Below are 16,106 nucleotides of genomic sequence, written 5' to 3' on the forward strand. Positions count from 1 at the left end.
CCCGGTAGCCTTTGCGCGAAACAGCACACCGGAGGACCACACACGGGTGCGGTCGGGACTGACGGAGAGGGCTGGAACAGTTATGGAAGAGCCGCGTCGCCTCGGCGGCCGGTATGAACTGGGCTCGGTGCTCGGCCGTGGTGGCATGGCCGAGGTCTACCTCGCCCACGACACCCGGCTCGGCCGCACTGTCGCCGTGAAGACGCTGCGGGCCGACCTCGCCCGCGACCCGTCCTTCCAGGCCCGGTTCCGCCGTGAGGCCCAGTCCGCCGCCTCGCTCAACCACCCCGCGATCGTCGCTGTCTACGACACCGGCGAGGACATGGTGTACGACGGCGCACCCGGCGGGGCCGGGGTCTCGATCCCGTACATCGTCATGGAGTACGTCGACGGCTCCACGCTGCGTGAGCTGCTGCACTCCGGCCGCAAGCTGCTGCCCGAGCGCACGCTCGAGATGACCGTGGGCATCCTCCAGGCGCTGGAGTACTCGCACCGCGCCGGGATCGTCCACCGCGACATCAAGCCGGCGAACGTCATGCTGACGCGCACCGGTCAGGTCAAGGTCATGGACTTCGGCATCGCCCGGGCCATGGGCGACTCCGGTATGACCATGACGCAGACGGCCGCCGTCATCGGCACCGCCCAGTACCTCTCCCCGGAGCAGGCCAAGGGCGAGCAGGTCGACGCCCGCTCGGACCTCTACTCCACCGGCTGCCTGCTCTACGAGCTCCTCACCGTGCGTCCCCCCTTCGTGGGCGACTCCCCGGTGGCGGTGGCCTATCAGCACGTGCGGGAAGAACCGCAGCCGCCGAGCAACTTCGACCCCGAGATCACGCCCGAGATGGACGCGATCGTGTTGAAGGCGCTCGTCAAGGACCCGGACTACCGCTACCAGTCCGCGGACGAGATGCGCGCGGACATCGAGGCGTGCCTCGACGGCCAGCCGGTCGCGGCCACGGCCGCGATGGGAGCGGTCGGCTACGGCGGTGGTTACGGGGACGACCAGCAGACCACGGCGCTGCGCCAGGCCGACCCGGCCGGCCAGACGTCGATGCTGCCGCCCATGAACCCGGACGACGGTGGCTTCGGCTCCTACGACGACCGTCCGGGCCGCCGACGCCAGAAGAAGTCCAACACCTCGACGATCCTGCTGGTGCTCGCGGGCATCCTGGTGCTCGTCGGCGCGGTGCTGATCGGCAAGTCCCTCTTCGGCAGCACGGCCGGCGGCGGCGAGGTGGACGTGCCGCGGCTGGTCGGCCTCACGATGAGCGACGCCCAGAGAGCGGCCGAGAACTCCAAGGTGGAGGTTGCCCAGGCCAGCACCGCGCGGTGCGACCAGCCGAAGGGCAGCATCTGCTCCCAGGACCCGGAGCCCCCGGCCAAGATGAACGAGGGCGACACGATCCAGGTCGTGGTCTCGGAGGGCGCGCCGAAGGTCAAGGTCCCGGACGTCGTCGACAAGGACGTCGAATCCGCGACCGAGATCCTCGAGGGCGAGAAGTTCGAGGTCGAGACCAAGGAGGTCGAGTCCGCGGACGAGGACCCCGGCACGGTCCTCGAGCAGACTCCCGAAGGCCGCTCCATGGCCGAGACCGGCGCGACAGTGACGCTGACCGTCGCCAAGCAGGCCAAGCGGGACCTCCCCAACGTCGTCGACCAGCAGTTCGAACCGGCGAAGAACCAGCTCGAGCTGCTCGGGTTCGAGGTCGTCAGGGTCGACGTCGACTCGGACAAGCCGGCGAACCAGGTCGTCGCGCAGGACCCGCAGCCCGGCAAGGTCGCCAAGGGCAGCAAGGTCACACTCCAGGTCTCCAAGGGCCCGGCCCAGACCCAGGTCCCGGTCCCGGCCCAGATCCTCGGCAAGCGGGTCGGTGAGGCGAAGCAGATCCTCGCCCAGGCCGGATTCACCAACGTCCAGGTCGCTCCTGGCAGTCCGGGGGACGACAACGCGATCGTCACCGGCTCCAACCCTGCCCCCGGCACTCCCGCCGACCCGGCCACCACCCCGATCGTCCTGACGACGATCGGCGGTGACGGTGGCAACAACGGCGGCGGCAACGGCGGCAACGGCGGCGGTGGCTTCTTCGGCGGAATCGGCGGCGACGACTGATCCCCGCCTCCGCGAACGGCAAGCAGTGAGCCCCGGCACCTTTGAAGGTGCCGGGGCTCACCCGTGTCCGGGACGGTGGGAAGCTAGCGCAGCTCCGCCGGCGGTGTGCGCTTCGCATCGACCTTCTCCGTGCGCTCCAGCTCGCCCCAGACGATGTACCGGTAGTCCGAGGTGTAGATCGGCGTGCACGTCGTCAGCGTGATGTACCGGCCCGGCTTCGACTTCCCGGACTCCTTCGGGACCGGCTGAAGCACCTCCACGTTGTACTTCGACGTCTTCGGCAGCGTCTTGTAGACCTTGTAGACGTACCAGGTGTCCTTGGTCTCGAAGACCACCGGATCACCGTTCTTGATCTTGTGGATGTTGTGGAACTTGGCTCCGTGCCCGTCCCTGTGCGCGGCCAGCGCGAAGTTGCCCTTGTCGTCCCAGGGGAGGGCCGACCTTATCGGCTCTGTGTAGTAGCCGGCGATGCCGTTGTTGAGCTCCTTGGTGTTCGTGCCCTTCTTCACCAGAACCTCGTCGTCGCCCATCGCCGGTACGTGGAGGAAGCCGATGCCGTCCTTGGTGTCCAGCGCGCCGGGGCCGCTGTTCGCCCAGTCGTCGCGGATCCGGTCGCCCTGCCTGGACGACTCACGGTCGGCCAGAACGTTGGTCCACCACAGCGAGTAGACGACGAAGAGCCCCAGCACCACACCCGCGGTGATCAGCAGCTCTCCGAAGACACTGATGGCGCCGGCGATCCGGCCTCGTGCACGTGCCACTGCACCTGTTCCCTGTCTTGAGGTGTCTCAGCCGACGAGCGCGTCGGGTTTGCCCTTGCTGCGCGGCCGTTCCTCGACCATCTTGCCCCACACGATCATTCGATATGTACTTGTGAATTCGGGGGTGCAGGTCGTCAAGGTGATGTAACGGCCGGGCTCCTTGAACCCGGACTGCTCCGGCACGGGACCGATCACGCTCACGTTCGACGGCGAGGTCTGCGGAAGGATGCTCGCCATCTCGTACGTGTAGTACGTGTCCTGTGTCTCGACGACGATCGGATCTCCGCGCTCGAGGCGGTTGATGTACCGGAACGGTTCGCCGTGGGTGTTGCGGTGGCCCGCGACCGCGAAGTTGCCCTGCTTGTCCTCGGGCATCGCCGTCTTGAGCTTTCCCTCGCCGTAGTGGCCGACCATGCCCCGGTCGAGCACGCTCTGCTTGTCGATGCCCTCCGCGATCGGCACGACGACGTCCAGCTTGGGGATGTACATGATGGCGAAGCCCTGACCGGGCTCGAACGCGTCGGGCTTGCGGCCCTTCGCCCAGTCGTCCTGGATCTTGTTCGCCGCCTTGTCGGCCTGCTGTCCGGCGAGCACGTTCGTCCACCACAGCTGGTAGGTGACGAACAGCAGCATCAACACGCCGAAGGTGATGAACAGTTCACCGATGGCACGGCTGGCGATGACCGCCGGACTGTCCTTCGCGGCACGCGCCGCACGCCGGGCCTCGACACGGGAGAGCGGCTTCCCCGCCGCCCCGGCCACCGGTGCCGCGGCCGGGACGGCGGAGGCGCGTCTGCGACCGCGGCTCTTGGCGGCGCGGCGACGCTCTGCCCGCCCCGGACCCGGTGGCGTCTCCGCCGCACGGCGGGTGTCGGACGTGCGCAGGGCCACCGTCTCGTCGTCGGGCACAAGGATCGGGTCCGAGACGGGAGTTCGCCGTTGCTCCTGCCCCGGCGCGGGCGCCTGTGCGGGCAAGGAGCCCGCGACAGGGTCCGCCGGCGCCCCGGCCGCGTACCAGTCGTGCCGTGGCTCCTCCGGGGCGTTCAGGGGCTGTTGGAGCGCCGACCACTCCTGCGGCTCCGGCTCCTGACGCAGTGGCCCGGCGGGCGCCGCCATGTCGGTGGTGCCGAAGTCCGGTACCGGGCTGTCCTCCGTCGGCGGGATGTTCGTCGCCCGGAACCACGGCGAGCCCTGCTCGTCGGGAGGGAAGGGATCCGTCAACGGGTCGTACGCGGGCTCACTCTGCCCCTCGGGGCCGTACCCGTACCGGCCCTCGTACTCGTATTCGTGCTCGTGCCCGGGGCGCACGGCGCTCACGCCAGAGCCTTGCCCACCACCGGTGCGAGTCCCGCCGAACGCCCGACCGCGCCGGTGTCGCCGCACTGCTCCAGCCAGTTGGCGAGCATCCGATGGCCGTGCTCGGTGAGAACCGACTCGGGGTGGAACTGCACGCCCTCGACCGGCAGTTCACGGTGGCGCAGCCCCATGATGATGCCGTCCGCCGTACGGGCCGTCACTTCCAGCTCGGCCGGGAACCGTGCCGGCTCCGCCGCCAGCGAGTGGTAGCGGGTCGCGATGAAGGGCGACGGCAGGCCCGAGAAGACGCCCGTGCCCTCGTGGGTGACCGGGGAGGTCTTGCCGTGCAGCAGCTCGGGAGCCCGGTCCACCACCCCGCCGTACGCGACGGCCATCGACTGCATGCCCAGGCACACGCCGAACACGGGCACGCCGGTGGTCGCGCAGTGACGCACCATGTCGATGCACACGCCGGCCTCTTCGGGAGCGCCGGGACCGGGTGACAGCAGCACCCCGTCGAAGCCGTCCTGCGCGTGCTCCAGGGCGACCTCGTCGTTGCGCACGACCTCGCACTCCGCGCCGAGCTGGTACAGGTACTGGACGAGGTTGAAGACGAAGCTGTCGTAGTTGTCGACGACGAGAATGCGTGCGCTCACCGGGCTGCTCCCTCTCCGTCGACCGTCACGTCGCCGAACGGGAGCAACGGTTCGGCCCACGGGAAGACGTACTGGAACAGCACGTAGACGACCGCCAGGACGAGCACGAGCGAGAGAGCCGCCCGCACCCACGCGTTGCCCGGCAGATGCCGCCAGATCCAGCCGTACATGCCGTCCCTTTCCGTTCGGTACGGCACCAGACTAAAGGGCCGCAGAGGCCCGTGGGTCAGCTGCGCAAAGCCGGTGGCTTGCCGTCGGTCACAGGGTGGGTCGCATCGAGGTGCGCCCAGACGACGAGACGGTGGCTGCTGCCCCATTCGGGCTCGCAGGTGGTGAGCGTCAGATAGCGCCCTGGCTCGTCGAAGGGGACCGCCTCACGCCTCAACGGGCGCGGCACCGGCTCGATCACGCCTATGTCGCCGGGGACGGTCCGGTGGGGCCTGTTCGCGATGCGGTAGGTGAACCAGGTCGTACCGTCCGTGAGCACCACTTCGTCACCGGGTCGCAGCTCCGGAAAATCCTTGAACGGGTCTCCGTACGTACGGCGGTGGCCCGCGACCGCGAAGTTGCCCGTGGCTCCGAGCGTGCCCGTGGAGGCGTAGTGCCCGAGCCCCTTCTTGAGCGCCCCAAGCTCCGTGCCCTGGAGGACGGGCCGGTCCCAGTCCTCGCCGAACCGCGGGATGTACATGACCGCGAAGGGCTCACCCGGTTCGTACACCGCGGTCGTGGGCCCGGGTGCGGGGGCGCTGCCGGGCTCCGGCGCCTTCGCCGCCCAGTCGGCCCGCAGCCTGCCGATCTCGCCGGCCGTGGCTCTGTCGGCCTCGATCCCGGTCCAGAACAGCAGATGGACGACGAACAGCACGATCAAGGCGCCGATGGTGATGCACAGCTCACTGAAGGTCCGGATGAGCGCACGCACCGACATCGACACCGGCTCCCCCAAGCGCCACTGGCAGGCTTATCCGACGGGTTCCGCGTAGTGCAGATCCACTGTGCCGGAGTAGCCGGGGAGAGTCACCGTCTCGTTCTCGTCGACCTTCCAGCCGAGGCCGTAGGCCTCCACGTACAGCTGGTAGTTCTGGATCGCGGGAGAGTCGGCGAGTGCCTTCTTGAGCACGTCCTGATCACCGACAGCGGTGACCTTGTAGGGCGGTGAGTAGACCCGGCCCTGGAGGATCAGGGTGTTGCCCACGCAGCGCACGGCGCTGGTCGAGATCAGCCGCTGGTCCATGACGCGGATGCCCTTGGCGCCGCCCTGCCACAGGGCGTTGACGACGGCCTGAAGGTCCTGCTGGTGGATGACCAGATCGTTGGCCTGCGGCTCGGGGTATCCGGGCGCGGCCCGGGCGTCCGGCGGGGCGTCGTCGAGGGTGACGGTCAGAGCACTGCCCTTGAGGGGCTCGGTGCCCGCTGACTTCTCCAGCGCCGCCAGCCTCGCGTCCTCGGCCTCTGTGGAGCCGTCGTCGCGCTGCGCGAGGGCGTCCACGTCGCCGCGCACGGCCGATGTGGACTCCTCGAGGTCGCCGTTCTTCTCGCTGCGCTGCTTGATGAGGTCGGAGAGCCTCAACAAGGAGTCGTCTGTGCGCAGGTCCGTACCCTTGGCGGTGTTGAAGCTGGTCACGAAGATCAGCCCCGCGAGGGCGAAAACGGCAGCCGTCAGCAGCCGGACCGGTCGCCACCTCGAGCGGCGAACGGGGCCTTGCGGGGAGTCGGCAGAATTGCTCAACGTACCCTTATCTCCTTCGGCACCGCGGAAGCACTACGCTAACGGACGCCCGGGGGCGGCAGTGGCCCCCCTGGCTCCGGCCCCGGCGCCAGCCACAGTTCCCTGCGCGGTAACGCAGCGCATCGACAGGAGAGTCCCTCGTGCCGAAGTCACGTATCCGCAAGAAGGCCGACTTCACGCCGCCTCCGGCCGCGAAGCAGGCGGCGACCATCAAGCTCACCAACCGCAGTTGGGTCGCGCCGGTGATGCTCGCCCTGTTCCTGATCGGACTCGCTTGGATCGTCCTGTTCTACGTGACCGAGGGCGACCTTCCGATCAAGAGCTTCGGCAACTGGAACATCGTCGCCGGCTTCGGCTTCATCGCCGCGGGGTTCGGCGTCTCGACCCAGTGGAAGTAGCTGCTCCGCAGCCCGTGCACACGGGCCGGGTCCCAGTTGTCCACACTGTTTTCCACAGGCCGGGGAAAAGGTCAGAAGATCTGTGGATAACTCTCGGCCCGTTGACGCCGATGTGACTGCGGCGGCTAGGCCGGTGAAGCGTTCAGCCCCTTGCCTCTCCTGGAAAAACCCAGGTCAGGAGCAAGGGGCACGCTTGTTCCACACACGATGCACAAGATTCGCCACACGCTGTGGACAACTCTGGGGAAAGCTCCACTCCCGTTGCTGTCAGGTCATGTGATGACGGCGGTCCTGGCCACCACGGCGACGACGCTCAGGAGAACGACCGCCGCACAGACGGCGAACTGCACCGCGTTGCGGCGCTTTCCCTGCGGTGCGTGCACCAAGCCGTACGCGATCACGACTCCGGCGATCAGGCCGCCGATGTGCGCCTGCCAGGCGATGCCCGCCCAGAAGAACGTGATGACCAGGTTGATCGCGATGAGCACCATGATCGGACGCAGGTCCTGCCGCAGCCTGCGCATCAGCACCACAGTGGCGCCGAGCAGGCCGTAGATCGCGCCGGAGGCGCCCAGCGACCCCTGTGCCGGCATCTCGATCAGATACGTGAAGGCGCTGCCGGCCAGGCCCGAAATCAGATAGAGCGCGAGGTACCGTACCCGCCCGAGCGCCTCCTCCAGCGGACCGCCCAGCCACCACAGCAGCAGCATGTTGAAGAAGATGTGCCACGCCTGCTCATGGAGGAACATCGCGGTGGCCAGGCGGTACCACTCGCCGTCCGCGACCCCCACGACCTCCGCGAGACGCGGATCGTACGCATAGCCGATCATCGTGAACCGGTTGACGAACCGGTCCTCGAGCCCGAGCGCCAGGCCGAACATGGCGATGTTGAGGGCCAGGATGATCTTGGTCATCAACCGTGGGTCTGCCGCGATCGCACCACCGGCGATGGTCCGCGGCCGGGTCGCGTTCGGATGGTGACCGGTACCGGAACCGGTGCGGACGCACTCCGGGCAGTGGAACCCCACAGATGCGTCGACCATGCAGTCCGTGCAGATGGGCCGCTCGCAGCGGGTGCACGTGATGCCCGTCTCGCGGCCGGGGTGGCGGTAGCAGCTGCGGAGGCCGTGGGCGTCCCCCGGCTCCTGCGGACCGCCTGGCGCCTGGTCCATGGGATCACCTCACCAATCTGGGCTCACGACGTCGCCCCGCCCATCCTTACGGATGGACGGGGCGCAAAGGTTCCCCTGGGGAAAACCGCCTGCGGCGGGCTCAGCGCGTCTCGACGACGACGGACTCGATCACGACGTCGTTGACGGGCCGGTCGGTGCGCGGGTTCGTCTGCGCGCCCACGATCGCGTCGACGACCTTCTTGCCTGCGTCGGTGCTGACCTCGCCGAAAATGGTGTGCTTGCGCGTCAGCCACGCCGTCGGGGCCACGGTGATGAAGAACTGGGAACCGTTGGTCCCCGGGCCGGCGTTGGCCATGGCCAGCAGGTACGGCTTGTCGAAGGCCAGGTCCGGGTGGAACTCGTCCTCGAACTCGTAGCCCGGGCCGCCGGTGCCGTTGCCCAGCGGGTCGCCGCCCTGGATCATGAAGCCGCTGATCACGCGGTGGAAGACCGTGCCGTCGTACAGCCTGTCCGTGGACTTCTTGCCGGTCGCCGGGTTGACCCACTCCCTCTTGCCCTGCGCGAGCTCGACGAAGTTCTTGACCGTCTTGGGCGCGTGGTTCGGCAGAAGCCGGATCTCGATGTCGCCTTGGTTGGTCTTCAGGGTGGCGTAAAGCTGCTCGGCCACGATCTGCCTTCCGTAAGTCTTCTCTGACGTCTCCCGATCCTTGCACGGAAGAGCCGCTCACGGAGAAAGGCCGCCGGGTCGTTGCCCGAGCGGCGCGCTTTGGGTGGAACCGTGGCATCGTCGTCCACAAGCTCCCGGCATGACCCGGATGCCCGCCCCGCATGCCGGGGCGGCGTTCAACGGGCATGATTTTCAATCGGGTGGAAAGGCGGGACTGTACCCCAACTGGGGACAACCCCGGTCACCCTCAGAACGCCACCGAGGAGGAGGATCCCGTGACCCGCATGGACAGCGTGCGCGCCGCGACCGGTACGGCGAAGGACAGCGTGCTGCACGCCGCGGACGTGGTGGCGCCTTACGCCGGCACGGCCAAGGACCAGGCCGCGCATTATGCGCATGAGGCCCGCGTACGGCTCGCGCCGAAGGTTTCGCAGGCCGCTACAGCGGCCCGAGTTCAGTACGGCAGTCGTGTCGCACCACACGTACCGCCGAAAGTCGATGTGGCCGCGCGCCGCGCCGCGGTACAGGCCAGGAGGGCCGCCCGTCAGGCGGCCGACTACACCGTCCCGCGTGTCGAGCACGCGATGGCCGTGGCTCAGCCCGTTCGTGAGGAGGCTACGGCCCGTTCGGCTGCTGCTCTGGCCGCGCTGCGCGGTCAGGTCACGGCCAAGGAGATCAAGAAGCTTGTGAGGAAGCACGAGCGACGGTCGAAGGCCGGTCGTCTCGCAAAGGGCCTCGCGGTCCTCGGCGTACTGGCCGGCGGAGCTTTCGCCGCATGGAAGTGGTGGGACAAGCAGGCCAATCCCGACTGGCTGGTGGAACCGCCCGCTGCGACGGAGGTTTCCGCCGGTGCTCCGCTGACGTCGGTCGACGGCAGCACCCAGGCCGGACTGGACCCTGATGTCCAGGTGAAGCAGGACGAGGCCGAGGCGGGCGACGAGGACCGCCGCTGACGGCTTGTCCGCCTTACGTCAGGCGCCGGGAGTGGAGAACGCTCCCGGCGCCTCATGCTGCGAGGAGGGCGGGGCCGTCGCCCTGGTCACCGCGCGCTGCCGCGAAATCGGCCGTGAGGACGACCGCGGAGTCTTCGGGGGCGTCCGACGGGGAGCCGGCGGGGACGGCCGAAAGGGCGCGGTGGGTGACGGTTTCGGGCGCGGCGGAGGCCGCGGACGCACCGGCGACGGAAGAGCCGTCGGAGGCACCGGCCCGAGCTGCCGCAGGAGAGCCCTTGGAGACGCCGGCCGGGGAGTCCGCGGGCGGGGCGGCCGGGGTGGCGGCCGAAGGAGCGGTCCGGCTTTCGGCCTGAGCGTCGGTGCCTGTTGCGGTGCTCATCGACGGGCCGTCACCGGAGGGGGCGGCAGAGCGTGCCGCGGCTGCGGGGGCGGAAGCTGTGGGGTGCGGCACCGCGGGGACCGGGGAGGCTGCCGAGGAGACACCGCGAGACGTGGGGTCGCCGAACGTTCCTGCGTAGGGTGCGACCGGATGTGCGCCGCTCGTGTCGAGCCCTGACAGATGCCGCACAGCGGGGGACGACCCGTGCGCCTCGGCGCTGATGCGCTGCTTCATCGTGGGCGGCAGCGACCGGTCGCGCACCGTCGGCGCCGGCCATGTGACCTGTCGCCTGGTCTGAGCCGGAACCGTCGCGCGCAGCGCCTTCGGACGGGCCGCGTCGACCGGCTCCGGGGACTGCGCGGCCGGCTGTGCCGTGGCGGCGGTCGCGGTGGCGGTGGTGAGCCCCACCGAGGCAAGCAGAGCAAAGAACGCGGTGAGGAACGCGTTCCACAGATTCCTGACCTTGAAGGTGGCCATGACCCCTCGCTTTCGGGTTGAGCGCTTTACATACCTTCCTCATGATGTGTACGCATTCCGAGAAGTGGGGGAGCGACGCCGCCACTGCGCAGTTCTTCTGATGAACACCACTCGGATGGCCCAGCCCGCCGGGAAACAGCCGCCGAGTTGCGCACCCGCCCGAGGCCGTCCAGGGGCTTCCCCCCTCTCACGCCACCCGGCAATCGCGCAGGTCAGCGCGTATACAGAAGCCCGCACCGGCCTGTTGTACGCAGGCCGGTGCGGGAGCGATTCCGCCGTTCTCACGCCGGACTGATCCCCCTTCAGGAGGCAGCAGGGGAACAGGAAGAAGCGCCGGGGCCCGATTCGACAGACGCGGGTCGCGCCGCTAGGGGGCTGCTGGCCTACTGTGCTCTCCCATGACGATCAGCCCCCACGCCGCGCACGCCACCTGACCAGGCGCGCCGGCAGAAAACCGGAGGGCACGATGCGACCGCCAACGATCTGTCCGTCCTGGGGATCTTCCGCACTGGAAGAGCCGCTCCACCGGTACTTCCTGCGTAGTCCCGACACCTCCGCGGACGACGTCCGTCTCCAGTTCCCCACCTCGCTCGAGTCCGCCGCGGCCGCCGGGGCCGGCTGTGCGATCTGCGTCTGCTGAGATCCACGGACGGTCAAGGCGGCCCGCCCCTTTCCACGACGGACCCGCCACGGCCGTCGACCACCTGATCGACGTACGGCTGCGGAAACTGCATCAAGAGTTGCAAGCCGTCAGGCAGGCAGAGCAAGGCGAGTCCGGTCCCGGCCGTGGGTCCGCGGCGGCGGGTGGTCGGGCAGCCGCCCGGACCGCCACTGCGAGGCCAGGCTCCAGCCCGTCCGCCGCCCGGGCGACGAGGGTGAGGGTGCCGAGAAAAGGATCAGCGGACGCCTCATGGCGAACGGGCGCGGTGGCCCCGGAGTAGACGGTGGTCTCGGGGAGGGGAGCGCCTCAGGGCTCGGCGACCGATCGCGTCGGGTCCTGGTGAGAGCGCCTCCAGAAACCACGAAGAGGTCCCCCGACCGGCTTCCGCGGTCGGGGGACCTCTTCCTGCTGTGGAGCCTAGGGGAGTCGAACCCCTGACATCTGCCATGCAAAGACAGCGCTCTACCAACTGAGCTAAGGCCCCGGAACGACGGAAGGGCCGTGGACAACCGTGCCCCGGCAACCGTCGTGCACAAGAGTACCGGGTCACCCCCGTGATCCTGCAAAAATATCGGGGTTCGGCCGGGACTCCCCGTCACCGACCACGCTCCGTAAGATGCAGCACAAGGTTCGCAGCAGCGAAGCCGCTTGGGGAAGCGATGGGGAGACGCAATGGACGCAGCGCAGCAGGAAACGACCGCAAGAGCCAGGGAACTGCAGCGCAGCTGGTACGGGGAGCCCCTCGGTGCTCTCTTCCGTCGCCTGATCGACGACCTGGGGCTCAACCAGGCACGACTCGCCGGCGTCCTCGGTCTCTCGGCTCCGATGCTTTCCCAGCTGATGAGCGGCCAGCGGGCGAAGATCGGAAACCCGGCCGTGGTCCAACGTGTCCAAGCACTGCAGGAATTGGCAGGACAGGTGGCCGACGGCAGTGTGAGTGCCGTGGAGGCGACCGCGCGGATGGACGAGATCAAGAAGTCGCAGGGCGGATCGGTCCTCACCAGCACCAACCCGTCGACCAGCGGCTCGGGGGCGCCGACGGTCCGTCGCGTGGTGCGTGAGATCCAGTCTTTGCTGCGCTCCGTCGCAGCGGCGGGGGACATCATCGATGCGGCGGACTCACTCGCCCCCACCCACCCGGAGCTGGCAGAGTTCCTACGGGTGTACGGCGCCGGGCGCACTGCCGACGCGGTCTCGCACTTCGAGTCGCACCAGAGCTGAACGAGGCGGGCAGTCGCCTCCATGAGGAACGGGGAGCTGGCGCAGCACAATGGGTGAGGTCTTCGCTGGTCGGTACGAACTGATCGATCCGATCGGGCGCGGTGGTGTCGGCGCCGTCTGGCGTGCCTGGGACCACCGTCGTCGCCGCTATGTGGCGGCGAAGGTTCTCCAGCAGAGCGATGCGCACACACTGCTCCGCTTCGTGCGGGAGCAGGCGATGCGCATCGACCATCCCCATGTGCTCGCTCCGGCCAGCTGGGCCGCGGACGACGACAAGGTGCTGTTCACCATGGACCTGGTCAGCGGCGGTTCGCTGGCCCATGTCATCGGTGACTACGGGCCGCTGCCGCCGCGCTTCGTCTGCACCCTCCTCGACCAGTTGCTGTCCGGTCTCGCCGCGGTCCACGCGGAGGGTGTCGTGCACCGCGACATCAAGCCGGCGAACATCCTGATGGAGGCGACAGGGAAGGGACGGCCCCATCTGCGGGTCTCCGACTTCGGGATTTCGATGCGCAAGGGCGAGCCCCGGCTTACCGAGACCAACTATGTGGTGGGCACGCCGGGTTACTTCGCGCCGGAGCAGATGCTCGGCGCGGAGCCCGACTTCACCGCCGACCTGTTCGCGGTGGGCCTGGTCGGCCTCTATCTGCTGCAGGGCCGCAAACCCGACTCCCAGGCCCTGGTCGAGCACTACGCCGCCCACGGCACACCGAGCGCTCCCCAGGGCATTCCGGAGCCGCTCTGGCAGGTGCTGGCAGGGTTGCTCCAGCCCGATCCGCAGGCGCGGTTCCGTACCGCCACGGGGGCGCGCAAGGCTCTCACTGCTGCTGTGGACCTGCTCCCCGAGCCGCCGCCGGGCGAGGAGCCCGTCGAGATCTTCGACCAACTCGGTCCGCTGCCCCCGGGTTTCGGACCGACCGGGCCACAGACGCCGCAGGGGGCAGCCGACCGGAGCACGGCCGTGCAGCCGCCTTCTCCCCCTTCGGAGACGGGCAGCTTCCATCTGGCGCCGCCACCACAGCAGCCTTCCCCGCTGCCGCACACCGGCGGGCGGCACACACCTCCCGCCTTCCCCGCCGCGGCCCCGCCCGCAATCGTCCCGACCGCGGTCCCTGGTCCCGTCGGTGCGGCTCCGGGCACCCCCGTCCAGGTGCAAGCAGCCGATGCTGTCACCGCGCATGCCGTCTCCCCTCATCAGCCGCCGGCGACGTCGTACGGCGGTCCCTCTACCCGTGCTTACACCGCTCACGGCCCGCAGGTTCCACCGGCGGGCTCCGGAAAGCGCCCGGGACCGCCCCCGAAGGTCGCGGTCCCGGTGCTGCTCGTCGCCGTGCTGTGCTTCGTGGTGGGGATCTGGGCGCTGACCCAGGTCTGAGTCCGCGCCATGGTTCCTGCGCACCGGTCGCCGGGCAGGAGCCGTACTCCCTGCCCGGCGGTCGTCGGGCCGGGACCGTATGCCGTGGCAGCGCTCGCCGGCAAGGAAAGCCGTGCCGCCTCCGCCAACGGTCGCCGCAGGCCGGGACGACCGTCCGGCCGGCGGGAGGCTACTGCCCCGGCGGAGGCCCGTACTGCCCGTACCCGTAGCCCTGGGCGGGTCCGTGCCCCACTCCCTGAACGGGCCCCTGCGGGCCGCCCTGGCCCGGCACGGAGAAAGCGGCGGGTGCAACGTCCTCGGGCGTCCGGCGCCGTGCCAGCAGCGTCCAGATTGCGAGGCCGAGCACCAGCACGGTCCCCGCTCCGATCCCGGCGGTCGCGACGAGCATCATCGTGTCGCTCTTGGCCGCTTCCTGCGCGCTCGCACCGCTCTCCGCGGCCGCCTGGTCGTCCTCCGTGACGCGGAAGTCACCGGCCGGCCCGGCGTACGCGGGTGCCGCCGTCGCCTTTCCCGTGACGTTCACGCGCAGGGTCAGCGGGACGGCGTTGCCGCCGTACGCCTCCTCGATCTCCGGGCTGAGCGTGACCGAGAGGTAGTACCAGCCGGCGAACCGCATGGCGCTGGTGGCGCTGTCGGAGTCGTAGCGGTTCTCGTGGGCCACGGGAGGCAGCGGGTCCAGCGAGACCGACTTCTGCTTGCCGTCGTAGTACATGCCCGACTCGTCGTCGACGAAGCCCCTCGCCGGGTTGTACAGGGCGAGCACCAGGGCGTTGCCGACGCTTTTCGCCGCATCCCCGCTCGGGCTGTTGGCCAGGTCGGCGCCGGCGAAGATCTGCTGCCCCCAGTCGACCGGCACCCGGTAGAAGAGGGTCTCACCGGGCTTGATGCTGTCCTGCCATTCGCCCTGCTTGAGGCCGGTGGAGTCGTGGAAGCTCGTGCCCCCGTGACGCTTCTGCGGACCCCCGGCCGGTGCCGCGGGCGAGGCGGACGGCCAGTTCTCGGGAGCCGCGGTGGGGCCGGCGGACTTCAGCGCCGGTTCGGAGGCGAAGCGGAGTTCCACGTCCCACGGTTCGGCCGTGGACGCGGCGTCCGAGTCCCGCTCCAGCAGCACGTAGTACGCCCCTGCCGCCTGACAGCTGCTGTTGCCCTTCTCGATCCTGCGGCTCGCGTAGTCGGCCACCGGCCGGGCGTAGGCGGCGGTTCCGAACCGGGCCTCGCCGTCGCTGCACTCGGTGCCCGAGCCGTCCTCTATGGACACCTCGAGCTGATCCGCGTAGGTGACCTTGGTGCCCAGCCGGGGCACCGCGACCGCCGACACATAGGCGTTGGACCGGGCGTCCAGGTTGACGCGGTAGTAGCGCTTCTCACCCGGCTTGATCGAGTCCTTGTACGCCGAACCGGCTGCCAGTTCCGGGCCGTTGATGTTGACGGGGGTGCCCTTCACCGGCTTGGCCTCGGCGTCGAAGACGTAGGGGCTCGGCCGGCCCGCCGCCCACGACTGCCCCGGCAGCGCCGCCACCGCGCACAACGCCGCCGCCCCGGCCAGCGCCACCCGGGCCCTGCCGCGCTGCCTCTTCACGCGCTTCTCCTTGTGGTCGATGAGTCCGCCGATAGCCGGACAGGTCTGTGGCCGTCGTGCTCCTCGCCGCACCAGGAACGACACCACGGCCGGGAGCCTGGACGCACCGCGCCCGGCACCACGCGACCGTGCCCCGGCCCATCCTGCCCGGACTCCGCCCCGCTGTCTGTGCGCGCGGGCGAATCGTCCCCCGTTGTCCGCCACCTCGAGCACCGGCGCCTCCGTACGGCCCTCTGCTCGACGGACGGGCGGCGTGTCGACGCCACCGGGAACGGCCCGTCGGTTCGCCATCGCAAACAATTGATTCACGGAAGCGAAATCCACAGGGTCCCGTCACGGTCGCTGACGATCGGTGACTCCCCCGGACAGCCGCACCCGCATCCCGGGCAGCACAGAGCCCCGGCCGCTACGGCGACCGGGGCTCATGTCCAAGAAACGCTGCGTCTCACACACCCGAACCTGCGGGCACGGAGTCGGTCGCCTCCGTCCACAGATCCTGCTCGGCGCGATCCGCCTGGATCTGGCGGTACACGAGGAGCCCGCCGATGGCGGCCAGTGCGACCAGGAGAAGCTTCTTCACCGCGCGACCTCGTCTTTCCTTGACGTATGAGGACTTCTGGCGCCCGACTATACACACCGACCGATACCGATCGGTGACCTACGCCCGGCGGCACCGGCAGCACACCAACTGACGCCGTACACAAAGCGACAGGC

At 69.3% G+C, this 16,106-nt stretch carries 15 protein-coding genes, 1 tRNA gene and 1 pseudogene; 5 read left to right on the forward strand and 12 right to left on the reverse strand.

All coding sequences use genetic code 11. The features are described from left to right. The first annotated feature begins 82 nt into the window (after positions 1–82). Positions 83–2,110, forward strand: a complete 2,028-nt coding sequence (gene pknB / locus GLX30_RS17710) for a Stk1 family PASTA domain-containing Ser/Thr kinase (protein ID WP_159689732.1) — start codon at positions 83–85, stop codon at positions 2,108–2,110. An 83-nt stretch (positions 2,111–2,193) separates the two neighbouring features. Here pknB and GLX30_RS17715 read toward each other — a convergent pair whose 3' ends face one another. The 6 genes from GLX30_RS17715 to GLX30_RS17740 are packed head-to-tail and all read right to left on the reverse strand — an operon-like array spanning position 2,194 to position 6,549. Next, positions 2,194–2,871 carry a class E sortase gene (locus tag GLX30_RS17715; RefSeq protein ID WP_159689736.1) on the reverse strand — a complete coding sequence of 226 codons (678 nt, stop codon included), beginning with the start codon at positions 2,869–2,871 and terminating at the stop codon, positions 2,194–2,196. Positions 2,872–2,898: 27 nt separating this feature from the next. Next, positions 2,899–4,179 carry a class E sortase gene (locus GLX30_RS35290; protein WP_244258468.1) on the reverse strand — a complete coding sequence of 427 codons (1,281 nt, stop codon included), beginning with the start codon at positions 4,177–4,179 and terminating at the stop codon, positions 2,899–2,901. Between the two features lie 5 nt (positions 4,180–4,184). Then, on the reverse strand, positions 4,185–4,823 hold the full coding sequence (locus GLX30_RS17725; protein ID WP_159689740.1) for an aminodeoxychorismate/anthranilate synthase component II: 639 nt from the start codon (positions 4,821–4,823) through the stop codon (positions 4,185–4,187). Continuing rightward, positions 4,820–4,993, reverse strand: a complete 174-nt coding sequence (locus tag GLX30_RS17730) for a hypothetical protein (protein WP_159689746.1) — start codon at positions 4,991–4,993, stop codon at positions 4,820–4,822. Before GLX30_RS17730 ends, GLX30_RS17725 begins: the two co-directional genes overlap by 4 nt. Before the next feature lie 56 nt (positions 4,994–5,049). Then, the gene (locus GLX30_RS17735) at positions 5,050–5,748 is read right to left on the reverse strand and encodes a class E sortase (RefSeq protein ID WP_159689750.1); all 699 of its coding nucleotides are present in this window, start codon (positions 5,746–5,748) and stop codon (positions 5,050–5,052) included. Between the two features lie 33 nt (positions 5,749–5,781). After that, on the reverse strand, positions 5,782–6,549 hold the full coding sequence (locus GLX30_RS17740; protein WP_159689753.1) for a DUF881 domain-containing protein: 768 nt from the start codon (positions 6,547–6,549) through the stop codon (positions 5,782–5,784). A gap of 140 nt (positions 6,550–6,689) precedes the next feature. On the opposite strand from GLX30_RS17740, the gene crgA reads away from it, so the two are divergent. After that, positions 6,690–6,947 carry a cell division protein CrgA gene (gene crgA / locus GLX30_RS17745; protein WP_159689758.1) on the forward strand — a complete coding sequence of 86 codons (258 nt, stop codon included), beginning with the start codon at positions 6,690–6,692 and terminating at the stop codon, positions 6,945–6,947. Positions 6,948–7,219: 272 nt separating this feature from the next. Here crgA and GLX30_RS17750 read toward each other — a convergent pair whose 3' ends face one another. Both GLX30_RS17750 and GLX30_RS17755 read right to left on the reverse strand, forming a co-directional pair. Then, entirely contained in the window at positions 7,220–8,119 is a 900-nt protein-coding gene (locus GLX30_RS17750) for a rhomboid family intramembrane serine protease (protein WP_159689761.1), read from the reverse strand. A 100-nt stretch (positions 8,120–8,219) separates the two neighbouring features. Further along, complete coding sequence (locus GLX30_RS17755; protein WP_159689765.1) at positions 8,220–8,747, reverse strand: peptidylprolyl isomerase; 528 nt, start codon at positions 8,745–8,747, stop codon at positions 8,220–8,222. Between the two features lie 275 nt (positions 8,748–9,022). Here GLX30_RS17755 and GLX30_RS17760 point away from each other — a divergent pair, with 275 nt between their 5' ends. Continuing rightward, positions 9,023–9,700, forward strand: coding sequence for a DUF5324 family protein (locus GLX30_RS17760; RefSeq protein WP_159689770.1), 678 nt, complete (start codon positions 9,023–9,025; stop codon positions 9,698–9,700). Positions 9,701–10,154: 454 nt separating this feature from the next. On the opposite strand, the pseudogene GLX30_RS35295 reads toward GLX30_RS17760, so the two are convergent. Both GLX30_RS35295 and GLX30_RS17770 read right to left on the reverse strand, forming a co-directional pair. After that, a pseudogene (locus GLX30_RS35295) lies at positions 10,155–10,556 on the reverse strand (DUF6344 domain-containing protein); the annotation flags it as partial. A gap of 1,072 nt (positions 10,557–11,628) precedes the next feature. Continuing rightward, a tRNA-Ala gene (locus GLX30_RS17770) sits at positions 11,629–11,701 on the reverse strand. Between the two features lie 188 nt (positions 11,702–11,889). Between GLX30_RS17770 and GLX30_RS17775 the strand changes: the two genes are divergently transcribed. Together GLX30_RS17775 and GLX30_RS17780 are read left to right on the forward strand one after the other, a co-directional pair. Then, positions 11,890–12,438, forward strand: coding sequence for a DNA-binding protein (locus GLX30_RS17775; RefSeq protein WP_159689773.1), 549 nt, complete (start codon positions 11,890–11,892; stop codon positions 12,436–12,438). A gap of 49 nt (positions 12,439–12,487) precedes the next feature. Next, positions 12,488–13,813, forward strand: coding sequence for a serine/threonine-protein kinase (locus tag GLX30_RS17780; RefSeq protein WP_159689775.1), 1,326 nt, complete (start codon positions 12,488–12,490; stop codon positions 13,811–13,813). A 169-nt stretch (positions 13,814–13,982) separates the two neighbouring features. On the opposite strand, the gene GLX30_RS17785 is transcribed toward GLX30_RS17780, so the two are convergent. Next, positions 13,983–15,392 carry a hypothetical protein gene (locus GLX30_RS17785; protein ID WP_159689778.1) on the reverse strand — a complete coding sequence of 470 codons (1,410 nt, stop codon included), beginning with the start codon at positions 15,390–15,392 and terminating at the stop codon, positions 13,983–13,985. A 445-nt stretch (positions 15,393–15,837) separates the two neighbouring features. Next, a complete protein-coding gene (locus GLX30_RS35300) occupies positions 15,838–15,972 on the reverse strand; it encodes a DLW-39 family protein (RefSeq protein WP_003958712.1) in 135 nt (44 codons plus the stop codon). Positions 15,973–16,106 lie beyond the last annotated feature (134 nt).

Origin of the sequence: Streptomyces sp. Tu 2975, from assembly GCF_009832925.1 — a bacterium.
GTDB lineage: Bacteria > Actinomycetota > Actinomycetes > Streptomycetales > Streptomycetaceae > Streptomyces.

What these genes read in the sequence shown, in the direction of transcription:
- GLX30_RS17735 (WP_159689750.1), bottom strand. Translation starts at nt 5,748, where the DNA reads ATGTCGGTGCGTGCGCTCATCCGGACCTTCAGTGAGCTGTGCATCACC.
- pknB (WP_159689732.1), top strand. Translation starts at nt 83, where the DNA reads ATGGAAGAGCCGCGTCGCCTCGGCGGCCGGTATGAACTGGGCTCGGTG.
- GLX30_RS17750 (WP_159689761.1), bottom strand. Translation starts at nt 8,119, where the DNA reads ATGGACCAGGCGCCAGGCGGTCCGCAGGAGCCGGGGGACGCCCACGGC.
- GLX30_RS17780 (WP_159689775.1), top strand. Translation starts at nt 12,488, where the DNA reads ATGGGTGAGGTCTTCGCTGGTCGGTACGAACTGATCGATCCGATCGGG.
- GLX30_RS17730 (WP_159689746.1), bottom strand. Translation starts at nt 4,993, where the DNA reads ATGTACGGCTGGATCTGGCGGCATCTGCCGGGCAACGCGTGGGTGCGG.
- GLX30_RS17775 (WP_159689773.1), top strand. Translation starts at nt 11,890, where the DNA reads ATGGACGCAGCGCAGCAGGAAACGACCGCAAGAGCCAGGGAACTGCAG.